This window comes from Paracoccus broussonetiae (genome assembly GCF_031854425.1).
In the GTDB taxonomy this organism is placed as follows: Bacteria; Pseudomonadota; Alphaproteobacteria; order Rhodobacterales; family Rhodobacteraceae; genus Paracoccus; species Paracoccus broussonetiae.
Genome location: NZ_JAVRQI010000006.1, coordinates 65012 through 83140, shown reverse-complemented (window position 1 = coordinate 83140; position 18129 = coordinate 65012). Strand labels below are relative to the sequence as shown.

Here is an 18129-nt window from a genome sequence, read left to right as displayed (position 1 = left end):
TTAGCCCTCCAGCGTCTTGGCGGCGTCGTGGATCGCCTGCCGGATGCGGACATAGGTCGCGCAGCGACAGACATTGCCCGCCATCGCGTTGTCGATGTCCTCATCCGTAGGCGCAGGCACCATCTGCAGAAGGGCGGTCGCGGACATGATCTGGCCGGATTGGCACCAGCCGCATTGCGGCACGTCGATGGCGGTCCAGGCAGACCGGACGGCCTCGGCCTCGACGCCTTCTATCCCCTCGATCGTGGTGATCTCGCTGCCGTCCACCATGCCGACCGGGGTGACGCACGATCGTCGCGGCATCCCATCCAGCATCACTGTGCAAGCGCCGCATTGCGCGATCCCGCAGCCGAACTTCGTGCCCGTCAGGCGAAGTTCGTCCCGCAGGACCCAAAGCAGCGGAGTTTCCGGATCAATGTCGAGATCATGGTCCCGACCGTTCACACGAAGAGTTACCATGCCTGGCCTCATAGCTGGGCGGAAGACCTGATGATGCCCCTGTGACGGCCGAGGTCAAGACCTATCTCCAGAAAGGTCGGGCGCTCAGCAGCTCCTGATGTGCGCGCACCGCCGCCTTCAATTCCGACCGCTTGTCCTTGTCCTGAAGCAGGAAAGCGGCTTCTGGGTCGTCCAGAACACCCAGCTTTTCAAGCAGGATCGGCGCGGTGGCGCGGTCGTTCAACACCCCCATCAAATCCTGGAACGACGCGAGTGAGGCCAGGAACTGCCTTTGCGGCTTCGCCATCGCCTTGCGGGTGCATATTGGTGCAAAGAAATCAGCGGCATAACGCAATTTCTTCGCCATCTTTCTAAGTTCGTGCCGGTCGCTGTCCTCAAGCTTGGCAAGATCCCGGCCGAATTTGCGCATCTTGTGCAGATAGCGATCAAGTGCCCCCGAGGCGAGTTCCGGCAGGCGCGAGGCACGGGCGTCCGCATGGTCGCGGTCCTGCAACCAGTCGCCATCCTGCAGCCATGCGGCGAGGTCCACCATCAACAGGCGCGAGCGGCTGTCGCGCAGCGTCGCCAACACGCGCTCATGCGCGCGATCGCGCATCGGCAGCAGGCGACCGCGCAGGCTTCCGGCCCGCAACCGACCAACCAGAACGTCCAGATCCCGCGCCTCGGCCAGTTCCTGGGCCAGCCAGCGCAACTCGTCGCCAAGCGCGCCGGCCGCCTCGGCGCCCAGCATCGGCCGGAAGATCGAAAACGCCGATCGCAGGCGCCGAATTGCGACGCGGGCCTGATGCAGCGCTTCCTCGGAATAGCCGCAATGAAGCAGGTCTTCGTTCAGGCGATAATGGTGAATGCAGTTGCAGGCGATTTCGCGGAACCCCTGAACGGCGTCCATGTCCCTGCTCAGAGCGACCTGTTCGGCCTTGGCGTAGCCAGGCAGAGCAGCAATCAGCCTTTCCCCCCGCTGGACCGGGGTCAGGGCCGAAATCCTCAGGGGAACGATCCCGTCCAGCTGACGAACAAGGGTCAGGACGGTTTGGCTGGCCCCGAAAAGCCGCAGGTCGCAGAACGGCGCGAAACGGTCCGCGGCGGCAAGCATTCCGCGATCCAGATTGATATGCAGGGGCGCGCCGCCTTCGACCAGAAGCCAGCTGTGGCGTTCGGCGAACAGGGCAAAACGCGCCGGGCCGATATCCTCGGCGCCGGGCGTCGCCGCGCGACCCGCTTGCCGTTCGATTTCTGCTGCCAGCAGCGCGCCGGCTCCCGCAGTATCGCCGGTGCCGGGCGGAACCTGAACGGTGATGTCGATGGCGGTCATGTGTGCTCCGGCGATTGGCTGTGCCGACCATACTAGGCCCGTGGCGCCCGTCCCGTGCAAGAGGGTCGGCGTCGCCCCACTCCACCCGGATCAGCGCGGGTCTTCCACCGCGATATAGACAAGCTGGTGTCCGCTATAGGCGGCCTGAAGCCAGGTATCTCCGCAATGCTTGTAGATGTGGTTGCCGACTTGCACATCCGCGCATCCCGAAGGCGCGCTTCGGACCATGGTGCCAATGGCCAGCGCAGTCGCGGCGCCCCACAGAAAATCGTCGTCGTCGTCCCAGTATCCCGGCCAATAGGGACCGGGTGGTGGTGGCGGGTGGTGATGATGCCCGTCAGGCGGTGGCCCCGGCGGATGCGGCGCGGGCCCCGGATGCGGCCCAGGACCGGGTCCAGGCGGATGTGGCCCAGGACCGGGATGCGGCCCCGGCGGATGCGGCGGATGGCCCCTGCCCCCGGCGGGATGGGGGCCACCACCGGGATGGGGCGGACCACCGCCCATCCGGCCGGCCATGTGATCTCCCATATGCCCCCCGCCCATGTGCCCCCCGCCCATGTGCATTCCGCCCATATGGCCGCCACCCATGTGCATTCCCCCCATGCGCAGGCCACCAAAACCGCCGCGAGCAAGGGCCATGGGCGCATGGACCACACCGCCAATGGCGGCCAAAGCGGAAACCGCCAGGACGAATTTGCTGCTCACACCCAGGGTCATGGCTGCTTTCCCGCATCATCCGGCGGAGCGGCCGCAAGGAAGTCGATACGCCGGGCACCCTCCGGGGGTGCATAGTTGAAGATATCGTCGCCGAACTCGCCCTGCTCGGTCCAGGCATAGGTGGCGATATAGCGTGGGCGTGCCGGGTCGTGCCGGTCGGTCAGCGATACCCGCAGCGGCAGGGGCGAACCCTGCGTTCCGATCCAGACCTCCCAATCCTGATCTTCGGTGCGGAAAGCCCAGTGATCGGTCTCTTGCCCGGCGATCGTGGCCTTGCCGACCAGGAACGCCTCGGTCACCTCGTCGACCGGCTCGTCCGGGGTGCCCCATTCAAACAGGTCGGCGGCGGGAAAGGACAACGCGTATTTCTGCGCCGCCTCGGCCAGCAGGTCATGGATCGTCGACGGAGGATTCTCGATCAACGCGTAATAGGCCTCTTCCGGCGCAACAAAGGCCGCCTGCTTGCCGTCATAGTACAGCTGCCGCTTCACCACATCCGTGACCAGATCGACCCTCAGATGGTCGGGACGGCTGACCTGATAGGTGATCTCGCCCCCGATCAGCAGCTTCTGCTCATCATCAAGGACGATTTCCATTTCCGTATCCGCCTGCACCGCGAAGCGGTCGAGCGTCGCCAGATGCGCCCCCATCTTGCGCAGCGCATCGATCGCAGCAGGCTCTACCGCGTCTTCGGCCCATGTCGGCCCTGACATCGCTGCAAGAAGGATTCCCAGAACAAGCCGCTTGCGCAGACGCATTTGTCCTCTCCTCCGGTTGGTTCCCGGTCAGATCATGCGCATCAGACTACAATGCCGAATGCGAGTCCAGCGCGACCGTCAGAAATGCGCGGTGACGCCGATCACGGGGCCGCTGAACTCAAGATCCGCATCAAGCCCGCCGATCTTTTGCTGGACATCCATGTAGCGGTATCCGGCCTGCATCGACCATCTTTCGTTGAAATGATAGCCGACCGTCACCAGTCCCTGCCAGGTCGACACGTCGCTGCGGGTCTGGCCATAGTCGAAGAAGGCTGTGCCGAACCAGTTCTCGTTGAAGGGCACGATGAAGCGCCCGGCCACCAGCGGCAGCAACCAGCTGCGGTCACCGCCAAAGCTGTGGTCGTCACCACCAAGGTCCCCCGACTCGAACTCGGTGCCAAGATCGATCTTGAAGGCCCGCAGGCCCAGACCGATATCCGCGATCAGGTGGTCGCTTTCATACGAGCGGTAAAGGCCATAGCCACTGAACGCGGTGACCTCCGCCTGCACGTTTGCCTGCGAGAACACCTCGCCGAAAGGCGCGTCCTTGCTGGTCGAAAGCTTGGTGTAAAGCAGGTCCAGCAGCACGCTCCACTGGTCCTTGCGCGCCTCGAAAGCGCCCATGAAGGCCATATCCAGATTGTCCAGGACATTGCCGCCCGTCGACTTGCTTTCCAGTTCGCCGAAAGGCGTGTCGACCGTCGCGCCAAGACCGGGCACCCAGGCATAGATCGAGGCCGAGAAATCCCAGCCCCCGTCCTGTGCAAGCGCCGGAATAGGCAGCATGCCACAAAGGGCCAATATCGCGATCTTCTTCATCGAAAGCATGTCCTTTTTCACCGTCCGTCCCTGGGCCGCAAGGCAGTTTTCGCCCATTCGGGCGGCCGCCGCGGCGATCCGCGCATCTGGTCCCAGCGCGGCTGGGTCTGCGATCTTGCATCGGGTCTTGCGCGGTCCGGCGAGGACAGCGGAATTCCAGAATTCCAGAGTTCCGCTCCAAGTCAAGTGAGCGCAACCGGATGCCGGAACAGCGTGTCCTTTCGCGCACGCAATAATGGCACCTCGCGGCGGGTCACTCCCCTGCAAAGGGCAGGCCGACCGCAAGGATACGCTGGGCCGAACGGCCGGATATCGCGCCGCCAAGACGACCGCGATCCCCGACAAGTCGTGTCTGGATAAAGGTCTCGGCAATTGCGGGTTCAGCGGAATCGACCAGCGCGGCCGCTGCCAGAAGCAGGGCGCTGCGTTCGGCGAACCAGCGTGCCTCAGCCTCGGGGACATCGGCGCCCCAACGCGCGCGATGCTGGGCCAGCGCCGCGTCCAGCGCGGGGTCATGCCCCTGAACTGCATCCAGCCGCGCCGCCAGCATCCGTGCGGCCAGCGGATCGCGCGCCAAGGTGCGCAAAACGTCCAGGCAGATGATGTTGCCGGAGCCTTCCCAGATCCCGTTCAGCGGCGCTTCGCGATACAGGAGCGGCAAGGGGGTATCCTCGACATAGCCCATGCCGCCCATGACCTCCATCGCCTCGGCGACGACGGTCGGGCACAGCTTGTTCGACAGGTATTTTGCCAGCGCGACCCCGATCCGGGCAAAGGCGCGATCCTGGGGGTCCTGACCGTCGAAGCTTTGCGCGACAAGCATGCCAAGGGCCAGGCTGCCCTGCCAGTCCAGCACAAGATCGGCCAGCACCGCGCGCATCAGCGGCTGGTCGACCAGACGGCGTTGAAAGGCGCTGCGATGGCTGACCCAATGCACCGCCTCGCGCAGGGCGGCACGCATCAGGCCGGCGGGCGCCATTGCGGTATCCAGACGCGTGTGGTGCACCATCTCAAGGATGGTGCGCACACCGTTCCCCTCCTCGCCCAGTTGCCAGGCAAGGGCGCAATCATACTCGATCTCGGCTGACGCGTTCGAGCGGTTGCCAAGCTTGTCCTTCAGCCGCTGCAGGCGGATTGCGTTGCGCCCCTGGTCCAGCCAGCGGGGGACCAGAAAGCAGGTCAGCCCGCCCGGAGCCTGCGCCAGCGTCAAAAAGGCGTCCGACATCGGGGCCGAGCAGAACCACTTGTGGCCGGTCAGCCGCCAGTTCGCGCCATCTGCCTCGGCCCGCGTGGTGTTCGCGCGGATGTCCGAGCCGCCCTGCTTCTCGGTCATCGCCATGCCGACCGTCACGCCCGCCTTCGCCGCCATCGGCTGGACCGAGGGGTCATAGCGGTGTGACAGCATCCGGTCGGCCCAATCGCCCGGCAGGCCCGACGCGGCGCGCAGCACCGGATAGGCGGCATAGGTCATGGTCAGCGGGCAGCAATGCCCCGGCTCGACCTGGCTTGCCAGATAGACCATCGCGGCATGCGTCCGATGCCCGGCCTCACCACCTTGCCACGCGACGGCATGGTACCCGGCAGCGACCGACATGCTCATCATCTGGTGATAGGCGGGATGAAACTTCACCTCGTCCAGCCGTCGCCCGCCGCTGTCGAACAGGCACAGTTCGGGCGGGTGGCGGTTCGCCTCACGCGCGGCATCGCGGGTAGCGCAGCGGCCCAGCAGTTCACCGTATCGCGCCAGACCATCGACACCTGCCCCATCGCCGGGCAGCATGCGGCGCATGGCCGGATCGTCCTGCCAAAGATCGCGGTCGCCCGCCGGGGCGGGCTGGTTCTGGACCTCATGGGTGTGCAGCCCCGAGACCCCGTCAAGCCGGGCCATGACCTCCTCCTGATCGTTCACATTCAAGTCTAGGTCATGACAGCGCGCGAGTCGCCCTGTTCGCATGCGGGGGCTTGCGCGACCGTGCCGATGCTGGAAGCCTGTCCCCATTACCCGGCAAAGGGACCCGCCATGAAACCGAATGTTCTGACCCCACCGCCACCGGACGCCGAGGCGCGCAAGGCGGTCCGCCCCGTCATCTGCTATCCGGTCGAGACGCTGCCGCGGCCCGATCTTGACGCGTATCGCGCCCTGCGGGACGGGTTGGAGCCGGTGGCCCGGGTCATCATTCCCGCACGGGATGCACGGTGCTGGTCCATCCCGGCCGGGCATTTCTGTCGCATCCATTGCCATGAAGGCCCGCAGGTCGGCGACCTGAACCTGTTCAACGCGACGAATCTGACCGAGCGGCTTTATACCGGCAAGACACGGGCGTTGAACGGCACGCATGTCGGCCGGGGCGACCAGCTTTTCTCGAACCTGCCCTTCCTGCGACCGATGGCGACCATCACCCACGACACGCTGGACTGGTATGGCTTCGACGCTTTCGGGGCCGCCGTCCATGACGTCATCGGGACACGTTGCGACCCCTATACCCATAACCTACTCAGCGATGGCGGGATGTATCATCAATGCTGCCATTCGAACCTGACCCGCGCCCTTGCCGATCACACCGGCCTGTCGCTCACCGAGGCCGAGGCCCATGTCCATGACGTGCTGAACGTCTTCATGTGCACCGGGTTCACCCGCGATACCGGTCAGTATTTCATGAAGGCCAGCCCCGTCCGTCCCGGCGATTACCTTGAATTCTTTGCCGAGATCGATCTGCTCGCCTGCATGTCGGCCTGTCCGGGCGGAGATTGCTCGTCCGAGCATTCCTCGGACGCGGCGAACTGTCACCCGCTGGCGGTCGAGGTGCTGCGCCCGACCGGGCCGCCCCTTGGCTGGGTCCCGCTACCGGTCAGCGGTTATGACCGCAGCCACGGCCGGGGCTAGGCGCCTGCCCTAATCCCTGCTTGCGGCCAGTCGGTCCAATGCACGCCCAAGCCCAGTGGCGTCCGCGCCCAGCTCTGCCAGAAGCTGGGCCTGAAACTGCTCGGCCAAGGGGGCCAGTCGATCCATCAGTGCCTTGCCGCCCGGCGTCAGTTTCAGGACGATCAGGCGCCGGTCGCGGTCATGGCCCGACTTGCAGACCAACCCCGCCCCCTCAAGCCGCGAGGCGGCGCGGCTGACCACGGACTTGTCGAGATTGACCCGGCGATGAATGTCGCGGACGCTGACTTCGGCCGATTGGTCGAGATGGGCCAGGACGCGCCATTCGGGAATGCTCAGCCCGGCCTCGGCCGCGTAAAGCGCGGCGAAGCGGCGGCTGACCTGCGTGGCCGCCACGCTCAGGCGATAGGGCAGGAATTCCTCAAGATGAAACGGCATGGCTGGTCCCGAATTTTTGCCTGCAACGACACCAGATTTCGCGTCCGCACAAGTGTGGATTGACGTCGTTGCTGATGCAACGGTATCTTTGTTGCACAAGCAACGACCTTCGCCGGAGAAGGAGGAGTTCCGATGACGGTTCAGCACATGCCCCCACCCCTGACCCGCGCCAGCAGCAGCGTGGGCACGCTGCCCGGGTACATGCCGGGCTTTGGCAATGATTTCGAAACCGAGGCCCTGCCGGGCGCGCTTCCCCAAGGTCAGAACTCACCCCAGAAATGCAATTACGGGCTTTATGCGGAACAGCTTTCGGGGACCGCCTTCACCGCGCCACGGGGCAAGAATGAACGGACCTGGTGCTATCGCATCCGACCCTCGGTCCATCATACAGGGCGTTTCGCGCCGATCGACCTGCCCTATTGGCGGACGGCGCCGAATATCCTGCTCCATGATCCGCATCGCCGGAACATCATGTCGCTTGGTCAATATCGATGGGATCCGATTCCGATGCCCGACAGTGATGCGGACCTGACCTGGATCAGCGGAATGCGGACGATGACCACCGCAGGCGACGTGAACATCCAGGTCGGAATGGCCAGCCATGTCTATCTTGTCACCCGCTCGATGCAGGACGAGTATTTCTTTTCCGCTGACAGCGAATTGCTGGTCGTCCCACAGGAAGGTCGCCTGCGCTTCTGCACCGAACTTGGCATCATCGAGATCGAACCCCGAGAGATCGCGATCCTGCCGCGGGGACTTGTCTATCGCGTCGAGGTGTTGGACGGACCATGCCGCGGTTTCGTCTGCGAGAATTACGGCCAGAAATTCGACCTGCCGCATCGCGGTCCCATCGGTGCGAACTGTCTTGCGAATCCGCGCGACTTCAAATGCCCTCTCGCCGCCTTCGAGGATCGTAAGACGCGTTCGCGCGTCGTCATCAAGTGGTGTGGGCAATTCCACGAAACCTGGATCGACCATTCGCCGCTGGACGTGGTGGCGTGGCATGGCAATTACTGCCCCTACAAATACGATTTGCGCACCTATGCCCCCGTTGGCGCGGTGCTGTTCGATCACCCCGATCCGTCGATCTTCACCGTTCTGACCGCGCCGTCCGGGCAAGAGGGGACCGCGAACATCGATTTCGTGCTGTTTCGCGAACGCTGGCTGGTGGCAGAGCACAGTTTCCGCCCGCCCTGGTATCACAAGAACATCATGTCCGAGCTGATGGGCAACATCTACGGCGTCTATGATGCAAAGCCGCAGGGCTTCGCACCCGGTGGGATCAGCCTGCACAATTGCATGTTGCCGCATGGCCCGGATCGCGACGCCTTCGAAGGGGCCAGCAACGCAGAATTGCAGCCCCAGAAACTGGACAACACCATGTCCTTCATGTTCGAAACACGCTTCCCCCAGCACCTGACCGAGTTTGCAGCCCGCGAAGCCCCGATGCAGCAGGAATATATCGAAGTCTGGGACCGGCTGGAAAAGAAGTTCGACGGTACGCCCGGCGTCAAATAGCCCGCCTAGCGCAGTTGCGATTTATGCGGCGGGTCAAAGGCAAGGATCTTTTCGCTGGACAGTTCCCACTGGTTCAGCCCGTCGAGGCATTTTTCAACCTCGCTTTGGCGACCAGTGACCTTGATCGTGCCGGGAATGACCTCCTGGGCCTTGACCGATTTCAGGTGATCCAGCACCTCGGCGGTTTCCTCGCGCGTGGGATCACCCGCCTCGGAATAGACGAGGACAAAATTGCGAATGCTTCCCTGACGTGCGCTCATCTTAAAAACCTTAGCCGATCAAGCCGGAGCCTTCGTATTCCTTGCCGAAACCGACCGGCTTCGCATGTTCATTTGCCATCCGGATGATGTCGTCCGAGCGTTGCTGATTTCGCGCCGCCGCGACAAGCGCGGGATTGCGCGACAACAGCCTGGCAAACAGGCCCGCAATTGCGGGAGATGCCATCGACGTTCCGTCCATCACCCCTTTGGCCCTTGCATTGACCCAAGATATAATACCAACGCCCGGACCGATAAAGTCCAGTTCCGGGCCGATATTGCTGAAGCTTGCGAAGAACCGCTCGCCGATCGGGGCGGGTCGCGCGGCGACATTGCGCCCGGTGATCGCGCCTTCGGGCCAACTTCCGATGACACCGCCCGCGGAAACCGCCATCACCGCCGATGATCGCGCGGGATAGGACACTGCCGACATGTAGTCGTTCCCGCTGGCGGCGATGCAGACCGCGCCCATCGCCCGCGCGCGTCGCGCCTCGCGCGTGATGGCGATCGGTTCCAGCGGCTGGCCAAGGCTCAGGTTGATGATGTCGCAGCCATCGTCGACCGCCTGACGGATGGCGCGGGCAATGGCGAATTCGCTGGCTCCCCCCTCGCCCCGCTCGAACACGCGATAGGCGTGAAGCTGTGCCGCCGGCGCGATCCGGGCCACGATTCCCGCGACATGGGTACCGTGCCCCGAGCCATTGTCGAACCATTCGTCTGCAGGTTCGGTGCCGGTGGTGTTCAACCCACCGGCAAGGTTCAGGTCCGGAACCGGATCGACGCCCGCATCGATGATCGCGACCCTGACGCCATGGCCGTCATCGTCGCGGGAAGGCTTGACCATCCGCGACAGCGCATCCTGAAAACCTTCCCGGATCGGGGGGACATGGATCATCACCGATGTTTCCCCCGCGGCATCGATCGCAACATTCTCGGCCCCGCCCTGCCAATAGCCCGCATGGGGCGAACAGATGATGGCCGCAATCCGATCCTGCGCCGCGGGAAGCGCGGTGCGGAACCATCCCTCGGCATCCGTCCTGACGCCCGAGATCCCGAAACCCTTCTTCGGGTCCAGCAGCACGACGATATCGGCCTCTGCCACCGGCTTGCCGCTTTCGGCGTCCACACAGCGCAGTGCCAGCGATTTCGCCGTCCGAAAGGCGGCAGGCTTGGCCTGCTTGCGCACCAGGTCAAGCTGGCCAAGACGCAGCGGATAAAGCCTCAACTCCGGTCGCACCCGCAGGCCCGGATATGCGCGTTGCAGCACGAATGCCTGCTCGGGCGTCATGCTGACCAACGACGCCTCATCGACGCCGATCGAGTCGATCAGACGGATCGGCCCGGCATCCGTATCCAGGATGCGCTGCGGCGGCCGGGTCGGCGGCTGCTGCCCGTCCCGCGTACCGGTGGGCAGGCTGGCCGCCATCATGGCTGCCCCATCGCCCCGGAACAGGTGGCGGTGCATGGTCTGGAACAGTCGGAAACTTGTCGTCTCCATCCGGCCGTTGAAGACATTGTCTTGCGGCAGAACGACATATTTCCGCGTTTTTCGGGCCATCGCGCACTTCCTTTTTGGGCGCCGCTGCAATGCCGGGGCTGGGACCACCAGAAAACCTCGACATCTGGCGTGGGGTCAAGCGCCGGCAGAAGATAGCGCACAGAAATGATGTTCTGAATTGTTATCAAGTGATTATGGATGAATCACAGAACTTCTCCCTTCATCGTCGTAGTCTGACAACCAGAACGCACAAAACAGACAAATTTAACGCATCGCGCGAAACGTGCTATATTTGATCCTCGGGAAGGAGATTCGAGATGAAGATTTTATATGTTGCCCTTGTGACGCTTCTTGCCCTGACCTCCGTCGGTGCGATCACGACCGATCCGGTACAAGCCGGGCCGTGCGATCCGAACGTTCAGCGCTGCTGACCGGCCGGGAACAAGGCGTCCATTTCAGAACGAGCGAATTTTAGACTGTAGTTGTCATTTGGTGCGGAGGGCGCGTGGAAAATCCGTGGCCTGCCGGGGTTCCGTGGTCGTTATGGACCTATAACCAGCTTCGGGCGGAAGAGCTGGCACAATTGCCGATGATGGGGGTGAAGTTCACCTCGGCGTTTCTATACGCCTTTGCCTTTGGCTGCGTATTCGTCGCGATATTCGCCTGGCAAAGGTTCCGGCGCAAATCCGAGGTCAATTCTGCATCGCGCGCGCTGACCAACCTTAGCCCCAGCGATCTGGGCGGCAATGGTGCACTGGTGCGCGCCTATTTCATCTATGCCGGATCGATCCTGCTGCTTTACGTATCGCTGACCTTTTTCGGCAAGCTGATCCTGCAATCGACGCAGATGATCCCGGTGGCCGGGATCAAGGTCGATCTGGACGAGTTGCAATTCGACAGCCCGCAATGGCCCTTGATGCTGGCCTTCGCCTTTGCCGGCCTCTCGCAGATGCTGCCCCCTGTCGAATTGACTGAAAGCTGGCTGCGCAATCGAGCCTATCGCGCGGTCGGCATTCCGGTCCGGCTGGAACAGACCATGCGCAACCTGATTGTCACGCTGGAACGGGCCTGCGCGGCCGGCAAGGGCAAGGGGGAGCTGGGCACCAAGCTTGGACAATATCACACGCAATGGAACGCCTCGATGCGGCATCACGACTGGCTGGTCGAGCTTGCCGACCAGCGCCAGTCCCGCATCGATGAACTTCTGTCGCTGTTGTCCCAGCTTGAACTGCTGGTGTTCTGGGCCAAGACCGCGCGGGGCAGCTGGCCCGGACATGAAGTCTCGCAGGAGGTGCGCCAGATCGAGCGCGACTTCGTCAAGGAAGCCGATCTGCTGCTGAACGAATTCCAGCAACGCATGTCCGAAAGCCCGCCACAGGGGAAGGAAACCGACACGACCGTGCGCAAGACGCGGTTCAATGAATATATCGGCTCGGCCTTGGACCGGGCGCAGGCGCTGCGTTTCGACCTGGTCAGCATCCTGGCGATCTTCCTGGAACGCGACATCAACAGCCCGGACACGGACGCCGCCACGGCCAACCGCACCGTCACCGATCTGGCGCTGCAGGAACTGCTGGTCGAAACCGAACGCCCCGACACCTCTGGCACCGGGCCGGAATCCGGGCTGTTCTTTGCGATCCTGACAGTCTTCGTGATCTATGCAGCGGCGGCGTGGCGAGGCCTGCAAGAGCCGATCGGGCAGTTCGTCGACGAAAGCAACCTGTACGGGATGCTCATCACCGCACTGGTCGAGACGCTGCGCATCGCCTCGCTGACATGGTTGCCGCTGCTGGCCGCGTTTTCCCTGCGCCAGTTCCTGTGGGACACGGGCGACTGGGCGCGCGCGCGCAAGTCCCACAGGCCAAACAATTACCTGTCCCAGATCCTCAGTTGCCTTTGCCTTGGGATCTCGGTCTCGCTGATCGGGCTGGTCTGTGTGGCAGCCCTGCGAGCGTTCTTCGTCGCACCGAACGCCACCTATTTCTACAGCCTGTTGTTCAAGGGAGCGGTTCCGTTCCTGCTTTACTATCCCACGCAGGCCGTGGTCCTGATCGTCCTGATCCCGGTCGCACTGATGTCGGCGGACCTGCGCGCCTCGACCTCGATCCGGCTGTGGTATGGCGTCTTCTGCGCGGTGGGCGTCGGATTCCTGTCGGTGCAGCACAGCTATTTCTGGAACGGCAGCCTGTCCTTTCACTGCCCCGGCCTGCGCGTCATCGCGACGCTGGACTGTGCGCGACGGCTCGACCTGGTGGGGCATGTCATTCTGGTGATCCTGGCCTTCCTGGCCGCAGGGGTCTTTGGCGAATTGCCGGAACGGACGCGGATGCAGCCCGCCCGCGTCCTGCCCCGCAGCCTGCCGGTGATCGCACTGCTTGCGCTCTTGCCCGCGATGGATGCACGGGCGCAAGTTGCCCCGCCCCCCGAGGAAGTGGTCGTGGGATTTCGCGCCGACGCGCCGCCCTTTTCCTATCGCGACCGCAACCGCGCGAACCCGGCCGAGACCCGTCCCTTCAAGGGTTTCCTGGCCGACCTGTGCTTTGACATCTTTGCCGGAGACGATCGCTATCGGATCAAGGCTGTCCCGGTGACGGCCGAGGACCGATTTGCGCGGCTGCGCGATCCCGATTCTCCGCCCCCGCCCGGAACCGGCGTGGCTGAGACCGAGCCGATCGACATGCTTTGCGATGCCGTGACCATGCGGTTCTCGGACCGCGAACGCGCGGGACGCGGGATCTATTCCCCCATCGTCTTCGCCTCGGGCGTGTCCTTTCTGGAACTGGTCTCGCGGTCTTCGGGCGAGGTGGTGATCGGCTACGTCCAGAACACGACCGCCCGCGACGTCGCACGCAAGGTCTGCGAGATCGACTATTTCAAGGCATTGCTGCCCCCGCAGCGGTCCCTGCTGTTCGAACGTTGCAACCTGCTGTGGCACGCGGCAGTGGCGATCGAACGCTGGAACCGCTTCAGCAATCAGGTCTATGGCATCGGCATGGCCGAGGACCGGGCGCTGCTGCGCCAGGAATTGCAGGACCTCTCCGACGTCGCCGAGCGCCTGCAAAAGCTGGCCGCCAGTCCCGAGATGAACCTGTCGCCTGCAACGCTGGATCTTGCCCGGCGCGTCACCGACGATCCGGCCTTCGCCGATTGCGCGACCGCGGGAACCAATGCCTGCCCGCAGGCCATCTCGCTGATCTCGGACCCTGTCTGCGCCCTGGATTACCAGCCGCCGCCACCCGGTCCGCGCCGCCAGGCGTTTGAGCAGGCCCCCTGGCCCGATTATCATTTCTGCCCCCGCCAAAGCCATGAGGATCTGATCCGCTGGCTTTGCACCGCCCACGGCACACAAAGGCGCGTCTATATGGGCGATCGCGAGTTGATCCTGGGAAGGCTGGAATCTTGGGTCCGCGTCAACGGCTCGTGCAATATCGAGCGGCCACAGGGTGCGGAATACCTGTCATATGAGCCCTATGCCTTCCTGATCTCGTTGAGCAATCCAAGGCTGGTGCAGTTCGTGCAGCGTCGCATCCACGAGATGTTCTCGAACCGGACCGAGATGACCAGCCGCTTCGCCTCAAGCTTTCCGGGACGCGAGATGTCGCCTGCGCTGGCCTATCTGTTCCTGCTGAACGCGGTCGAGAACGAAGAGAATTATGGCCTTCAGCCCCGGTTGAAGGGCGACGAACCGGTCCCGGCCGCGCCAGACACGACCGGGACGACAAATTGATGGCTCAGGCAGGTTCCGGCCACATCCGCCCGGCGGGGATCAGGCAAGCCTGAAGCGCGTGATAGATGTCGGGCTTGCCGGGGAAGATGCCGGTCGCGGGCCGGCCTGTATCATCGATCTGGTGGAACCACCCACCGTTCCGATGATCGATGAAGAAGCGGTCGGCGAAGCCCCAGCAGCGTGCATACCATTCGCGGTAGAAGGCGTCGGGGCGGCACTGGTCCAAAGTCCACGCGGCGGCGATCCCCTCGGCACAGGGCCACCACAATCGCCAGTCGCGCGAAACCGCGCCGTCCTGACCCAGCGTATAGGCGAAGCCCCCTTCGGGCAGCCAGCCCAGTTTGACCGCCTGCCGGAACAGTCCGTCAGCGGCTTCGGGCATCCAGTCATGCACGCGCCCACCCCGGTTCCACAGGTCCAGGACCAGCCTGCTCCATTCCAGCGCATGGCCCGGCGTCGTCCCCGAGGGGCGGAACATCGCATCCCCGTCGAAATCCGGGTCCACGCGCCAATCGCGCATGAAATGTTCGGGGACGACCCAGCCTGCTGCCCGCGCATTGCGATTGAGCAGGCGCTCGGCGATCCCCGTCGCCGCGACAAGGCAGGACGGATCGCCCCAGGTGGCGTGGGCGGCCAGCAGCGCCTCGGTCAGGTGCATGTTTGCGTTCTGGCCGCGGTAGTCCAGACCGTTGCGCCAATCCGCATCGAATGTGTCGCTGACCGCACCGAAATCGACGTCCCAGAAATGCGCGCGCAGCGGGTGCATGGCCAGGTCGCGCAGGTTTTCCGCATCGGGGTGCCCGACCCGCGCCGCCGAGGCCGCCGCCAGCAGGACGAAGGCATGGCCGTAAGCCTGCTTCAGGCTGTCGACCGGCCCGGCATCATCGACCGACCAGAAAAAGCCGCCATGCACGTCGTCATGCTGGGGGCCAAGCAGCCAATCCATGCCGTGATCGACGATCTGGCGTGCCCCCGGATAACCCTGTGGCACCGCCAGCGCATAGGAATGGACCATCCGGCAGACGTCATGCAGGGCGCGCGCCGCCCCGCGTCCGCGCGGCTCGTCCCCACTGGGCTTGCCCTCCAGGTCCAGCGGGCGAAAGCCGCCCGTCGGATCCAGCGCCGCCGCGTGGAAATCCCACAACGCCCGCGCCTGGCCGTCAAGCCAATCGGCGTCCGGGATAAGCGGACGGGTTTCCTCGGTCATCAGTTCCTCCCTTTCCGGTTTCTTGCCCCGTTGCCGGGGATTAGGCGCCAGCGGCCTTCGCCGCCTCAGCCGCGCGGCGGCGTTGCTCGGCCGCCAGCGCCGCCGCGCGGTCCGAGGCCCCCTCCTCGTCGTCGCTGGCATGGGCGGCCACCTGCACGGTCGGCGATGCGAAGTCGATCCCGTTTTCCTGGAAGGCGTCGCGGATCATCTTGTAGGCACGGCGCCGGATCGTCGACAACATCGGGGACGGATGCAGGATCATCGCAACGGCAAGGGTCATGCCGTAATCGGTGAACTGCTCGACCCCTTTCATCTTGATGGGCTGGATGAACAGCGGTCCGAATTCGGGATCCTCCTGCAGGGTCTGGCCGACTTTCTTGACCAGCCTGCGGACCTTTTCGATGTCGGTGTCGAAGGGCACATTGATCAGGAACTTGTCCTTGGACCAGTCGCGGCTCATGTTCTGCACCGCGCCAAGCGTGCCGAAGGGCACGGTGAAGACCGGTCCGCGATGGTGGCGCAACCGGACCGAGCGCAGCGAGAACCCCTCGACCACGCCACGATAGCTGCCGCTCTGGATGTATTCGCCCACGCGGAAGGCGTCGTCGATCATGTAGAAGATGCCGCTGATCACGTCCTTGACCAGCGTCTGCGAGCCGAAGCCGATGGCGACGCCAAAGATCCCGGCACCGGCGATCAGCGGCCCGATCTCGACCCCCATGCCAGCCAGGACCATCATCAGGGCGATGACAAGGATGGCTGCCCCCGCGACCGAACGGAAAATCGGCAGCAAGGTCCGCATCCGGGCCGTCTTGGCCAGCGCGCCCGGATCCTGCGAGGCAGCGGCGCGGGTCAGGCTGTCCGAGATCATGGCGCTGAGCACGTGCCAGCTGAGATCGGCCAACAGCAGGATGATGACCCCGCGCAGCGCGCCGCTGATGATCATGCCCATCGTGTCCTCGTGCATGATCCGGCTGGTCGGATCGTTGCGAACCAGCCAGGCCAGCCAAAGCGCCGCACCGATCAGAACCAGCGCCCGCGCACCGCGATCCAGCAGCACCAGCCGCATCGCGTGACCGCGCGCCATGTCCGTCCGCTGCGGGACGATCCCGCGGACGATGCGCGTCACCTGCCGCAGCAAGGGTGGCAACGCGACGGCATAGACCGCCAGCCAGAAGAACAGCAACGCACCCGCGATTTCAAACAATGCGATCAGCGCCAGCCAGAAGGTCAGGAACAACCGCTGCTTGCGGCCGGCAGCGGGGTCAGCAAGTACGCCCGGATTGCGCCACAGCGTCACCGCCGTCATGATCAGCAGCGCCAATCCGGTCAGGTAGCGCAGCAGGATCACGCAATCCATCGGGGCGCCCAGCACCCCTGCCGAGTGGCTGATGGCCCAGCCTCCGACAAAAACAACCGCCATCTGGGTGATGCGACGCAGCCAGAAACCGCGCGCTTCGGGTCGGGTCGCGGCGTCGGGAAGCGCAAAGGACAGGCGCACGAGCGCACGGATTACCCGCACGAACATCACCGCAATCAGCCAGGGCTGTACCAGCGGGCCCAGCGGGTCCGGCCCACGCAGCAGGATGTGCAGGACGATCACCGTCAGCACGAAACCGGCAAGCGGCAGCATTCCGTTCGCGATACGCTCCATCTGGCGCGGATCGGTTGTCGGGCCGGGTTCGGCAATTTCGGGCGCGGGCGGCAGAGGGGAAAGGGGAACCCCGATCTGTTCGTCCGGGGGCAATGGCGAAGGCGGCGTCGCCACCAGTTCTGCCCCTGTCACCGGCGCGGGTTCGGCCACCGCTTCAGCGGAAACCGGGGGAGCAGATTGCTCGGCCACAACCGGCACCGCGACCAGCGGTTCGGCCACCGCAGTGGTCTCGGCTGGGATGGGCAGGTCATCGGGCTTCTGCCCCGCGTCCTCGGGGATGGGGGGCAGCTTGTTTGCAAGGGCGCGCCGGCACAGCCTTTCCACGCCGAAGGCGGCGCCCAGCGTCACCGCGATGGACAGAAGGAAACGCAGCCAGCCCTCTTGCCCGATCAGCGCGAAGGCATTTTCGATGGCGTGGGCAAGGTCGCTCGGCAGATCGCGCGCGGCAGAGATGATGGCCCAGACATGCGCCTCCATCCGCGCGACCCAACGGTCCAGCGCGGAATCCATGCGCGGCCGCGCCATTCCGCCAAGGCCGCTTGCCGGCTCTGCCGGGGGCTGGGCCTTGCTCAGTGCCGCACGCAGGTCCGGATCAGCCAGCAGGCGTTGAAGTTCGTCGACCTTCTGTTCCAGCGTGGGCGGGGGGGATGTGGCGGCAGCGTCCTGCGCGCGCGCGGCACCGGGCCAGGGGCCAAGCGCCAGGACCAACGCGAGCAGCATCCATGCGACCGGAATCCGGCAGACCCCAAGCAGCGCGCCGAGGCGCAAGGTTTCGCATCTTTGCAGCATCCAAACTCCCCCAAGGTGCGGAATTTCACCCGCCCATTTGCAGCGAACCTAGCCCTTGAGCTTCAATGGCTTCAACAGGCATTTTCGATTGGCCC

Annotated in this window: 14 protein-coding genes; 3 read left to right on the top strand and 11 right to left on the bottom strand. The window is 64.3% G+C overall.

The window, feature by feature from the left end:
• From RM190_RS09175 to RM190_RS09150, 6 genes are all read right to left on the bottom strand, one after another.
• A complete protein-coding gene (locus RM190_RS09175; RefSeq protein WP_311759121.1) occupies window positions 1-459 on the bottom strand; it encodes a (2Fe-2S)-binding protein in 459 nt (152 codons plus the stop codon).
• A gap of 61 nt (window positions 460-520) precedes the next feature.
• Window positions 521-1771 (bottom strand): CHAD domain-containing protein, encoded by a 1251-nt coding sequence (locus tag RM190_RS09170; protein WP_311759120.1) that lies wholly within the window; start codon window positions 1769-1771, stop codon window positions 521-523.
• Window positions 1772-1861: 90 nt separating this feature from the next.
• A complete protein-coding gene (locus RM190_RS09165) occupies window positions 1862-2488 on the bottom strand; it encodes a hypothetical protein (RefSeq protein WP_311759119.1) in 627 nt (208 codons plus the stop codon).
• A complete protein-coding gene (locus RM190_RS09160) occupies window positions 2485-3246 on the bottom strand; it encodes a DUF2092 domain-containing protein (protein WP_311759118.1) in 762 nt (253 codons plus the stop codon). The genes RM190_RS09165 and RM190_RS09160 overlap by 4 nt, the downstream gene beginning before the upstream one ends.
• A 78-nt stretch (window positions 3247-3324) precedes the next feature.
• On the bottom strand, window positions 3325-4065 hold the full coding sequence (locus RM190_RS09155) for a hypothetical protein (protein ID WP_311759117.1): 741 nt from the start codon (window positions 4063-4065) through the stop codon (window positions 3325-3327).
• A gap of 253 nt (window positions 4066-4318) precedes the next feature.
• The gene (locus RM190_RS09150) at window positions 4319-5953 is read right to left on the bottom strand and encodes an acyl-CoA dehydrogenase family protein (protein WP_311759289.1); all 1635 of its coding nucleotides are present in this window, start codon (window positions 5951-5953) and stop codon (window positions 4319-4321) included.
• 132 nt (window positions 5954-6085) lie between these two features.
• Here RM190_RS09150 and RM190_RS09145 point away from each other — a divergent pair, with 132 nt between their 5' ends.
• Window positions 6086-6949, top strand: a complete 864-nt coding sequence (locus RM190_RS09145) for an urea carboxylase-associated family protein (RefSeq protein ID WP_311759116.1) — start codon at window positions 6086-6088, stop codon at window positions 6947-6949.
• 9 nt (window positions 6950-6958) lie between these two features.
• Here RM190_RS09145 and RM190_RS09140 read toward each other — a convergent pair whose 3' ends face one another.
• Window positions 6959-7384: a MarR family winged helix-turn-helix transcriptional regulator gene (locus RM190_RS09140; protein WP_311759115.1), complete on the bottom strand. Its 426-nt coding sequence runs from the start codon at window positions 7382-7384 to the stop codon at window positions 6959-6961.
• Between the two features lie 132 nt (window positions 7385-7516).
• Here RM190_RS09140 and hmgA point away from each other — a divergent pair, with 132 nt between their 5' ends.
• Window positions 7517-8902, top strand: a complete 1386-nt coding sequence (gene hmgA, locus RM190_RS09135) for a homogentisate 1,2-dioxygenase (protein WP_311759114.1) — start codon at window positions 7517-7519, stop codon at window positions 8900-8902.
• Between the two features lie 5 nt (window positions 8903-8907).
• Here the strand turns inward: hmgA and RM190_RS09130 are convergent, their stop codons facing one another.
• Both RM190_RS09130 and RM190_RS09125 read right to left on the bottom strand, forming a co-directional pair.
• A complete protein-coding gene (locus tag RM190_RS09130; RefSeq protein WP_311759113.1) occupies window positions 8908-9162 on the bottom strand; it encodes a hypothetical protein in 255 nt (84 codons plus the stop codon).
• Window positions 9163-9172: 10 nt separating this feature from the next.
• Window positions 9173-10717, bottom strand: a complete 1545-nt coding sequence (locus RM190_RS09125) for a S8 family serine peptidase (protein WP_311759112.1) — start codon at window positions 10715-10717, stop codon at window positions 9173-9175.
• A gap of 445 nt (window positions 10718-11162) precedes the next feature.
• On the opposite strand from RM190_RS09125, the gene RM190_RS09120 reads away from it, so the two are divergent.
• On the top strand, window positions 11163-14384 hold the full coding sequence (locus RM190_RS09120; protein ID WP_311759111.1) for a hypothetical protein: 3222 nt from the start codon (window positions 11163-11165) through the stop codon (window positions 14382-14384).
• Between the two features lie 4 nt (window positions 14385-14388).
• Here the strand turns inward: RM190_RS09120 and RM190_RS09115 are convergent, their stop codons facing one another.
• Together RM190_RS09115 and RM190_RS09110 are read right to left on the bottom strand one after the other, a co-directional pair.
• On the bottom strand, window positions 14389-15591 hold the full coding sequence (locus RM190_RS09115) for an AGE family epimerase/isomerase (protein WP_311759110.1): 1203 nt from the start codon (window positions 15589-15591) through the stop codon (window positions 14389-14391).
• A gap of 40 nt (window positions 15592-15631) precedes the next feature.
• A complete protein-coding gene (locus RM190_RS09110) occupies window positions 15632-18034 on the bottom strand; it encodes a mechanosensitive ion channel family protein (protein ID WP_311759109.1) in 2403 nt (800 codons plus the stop codon).
• Window positions 18035-18129: the final 95 nt, after the last annotated feature.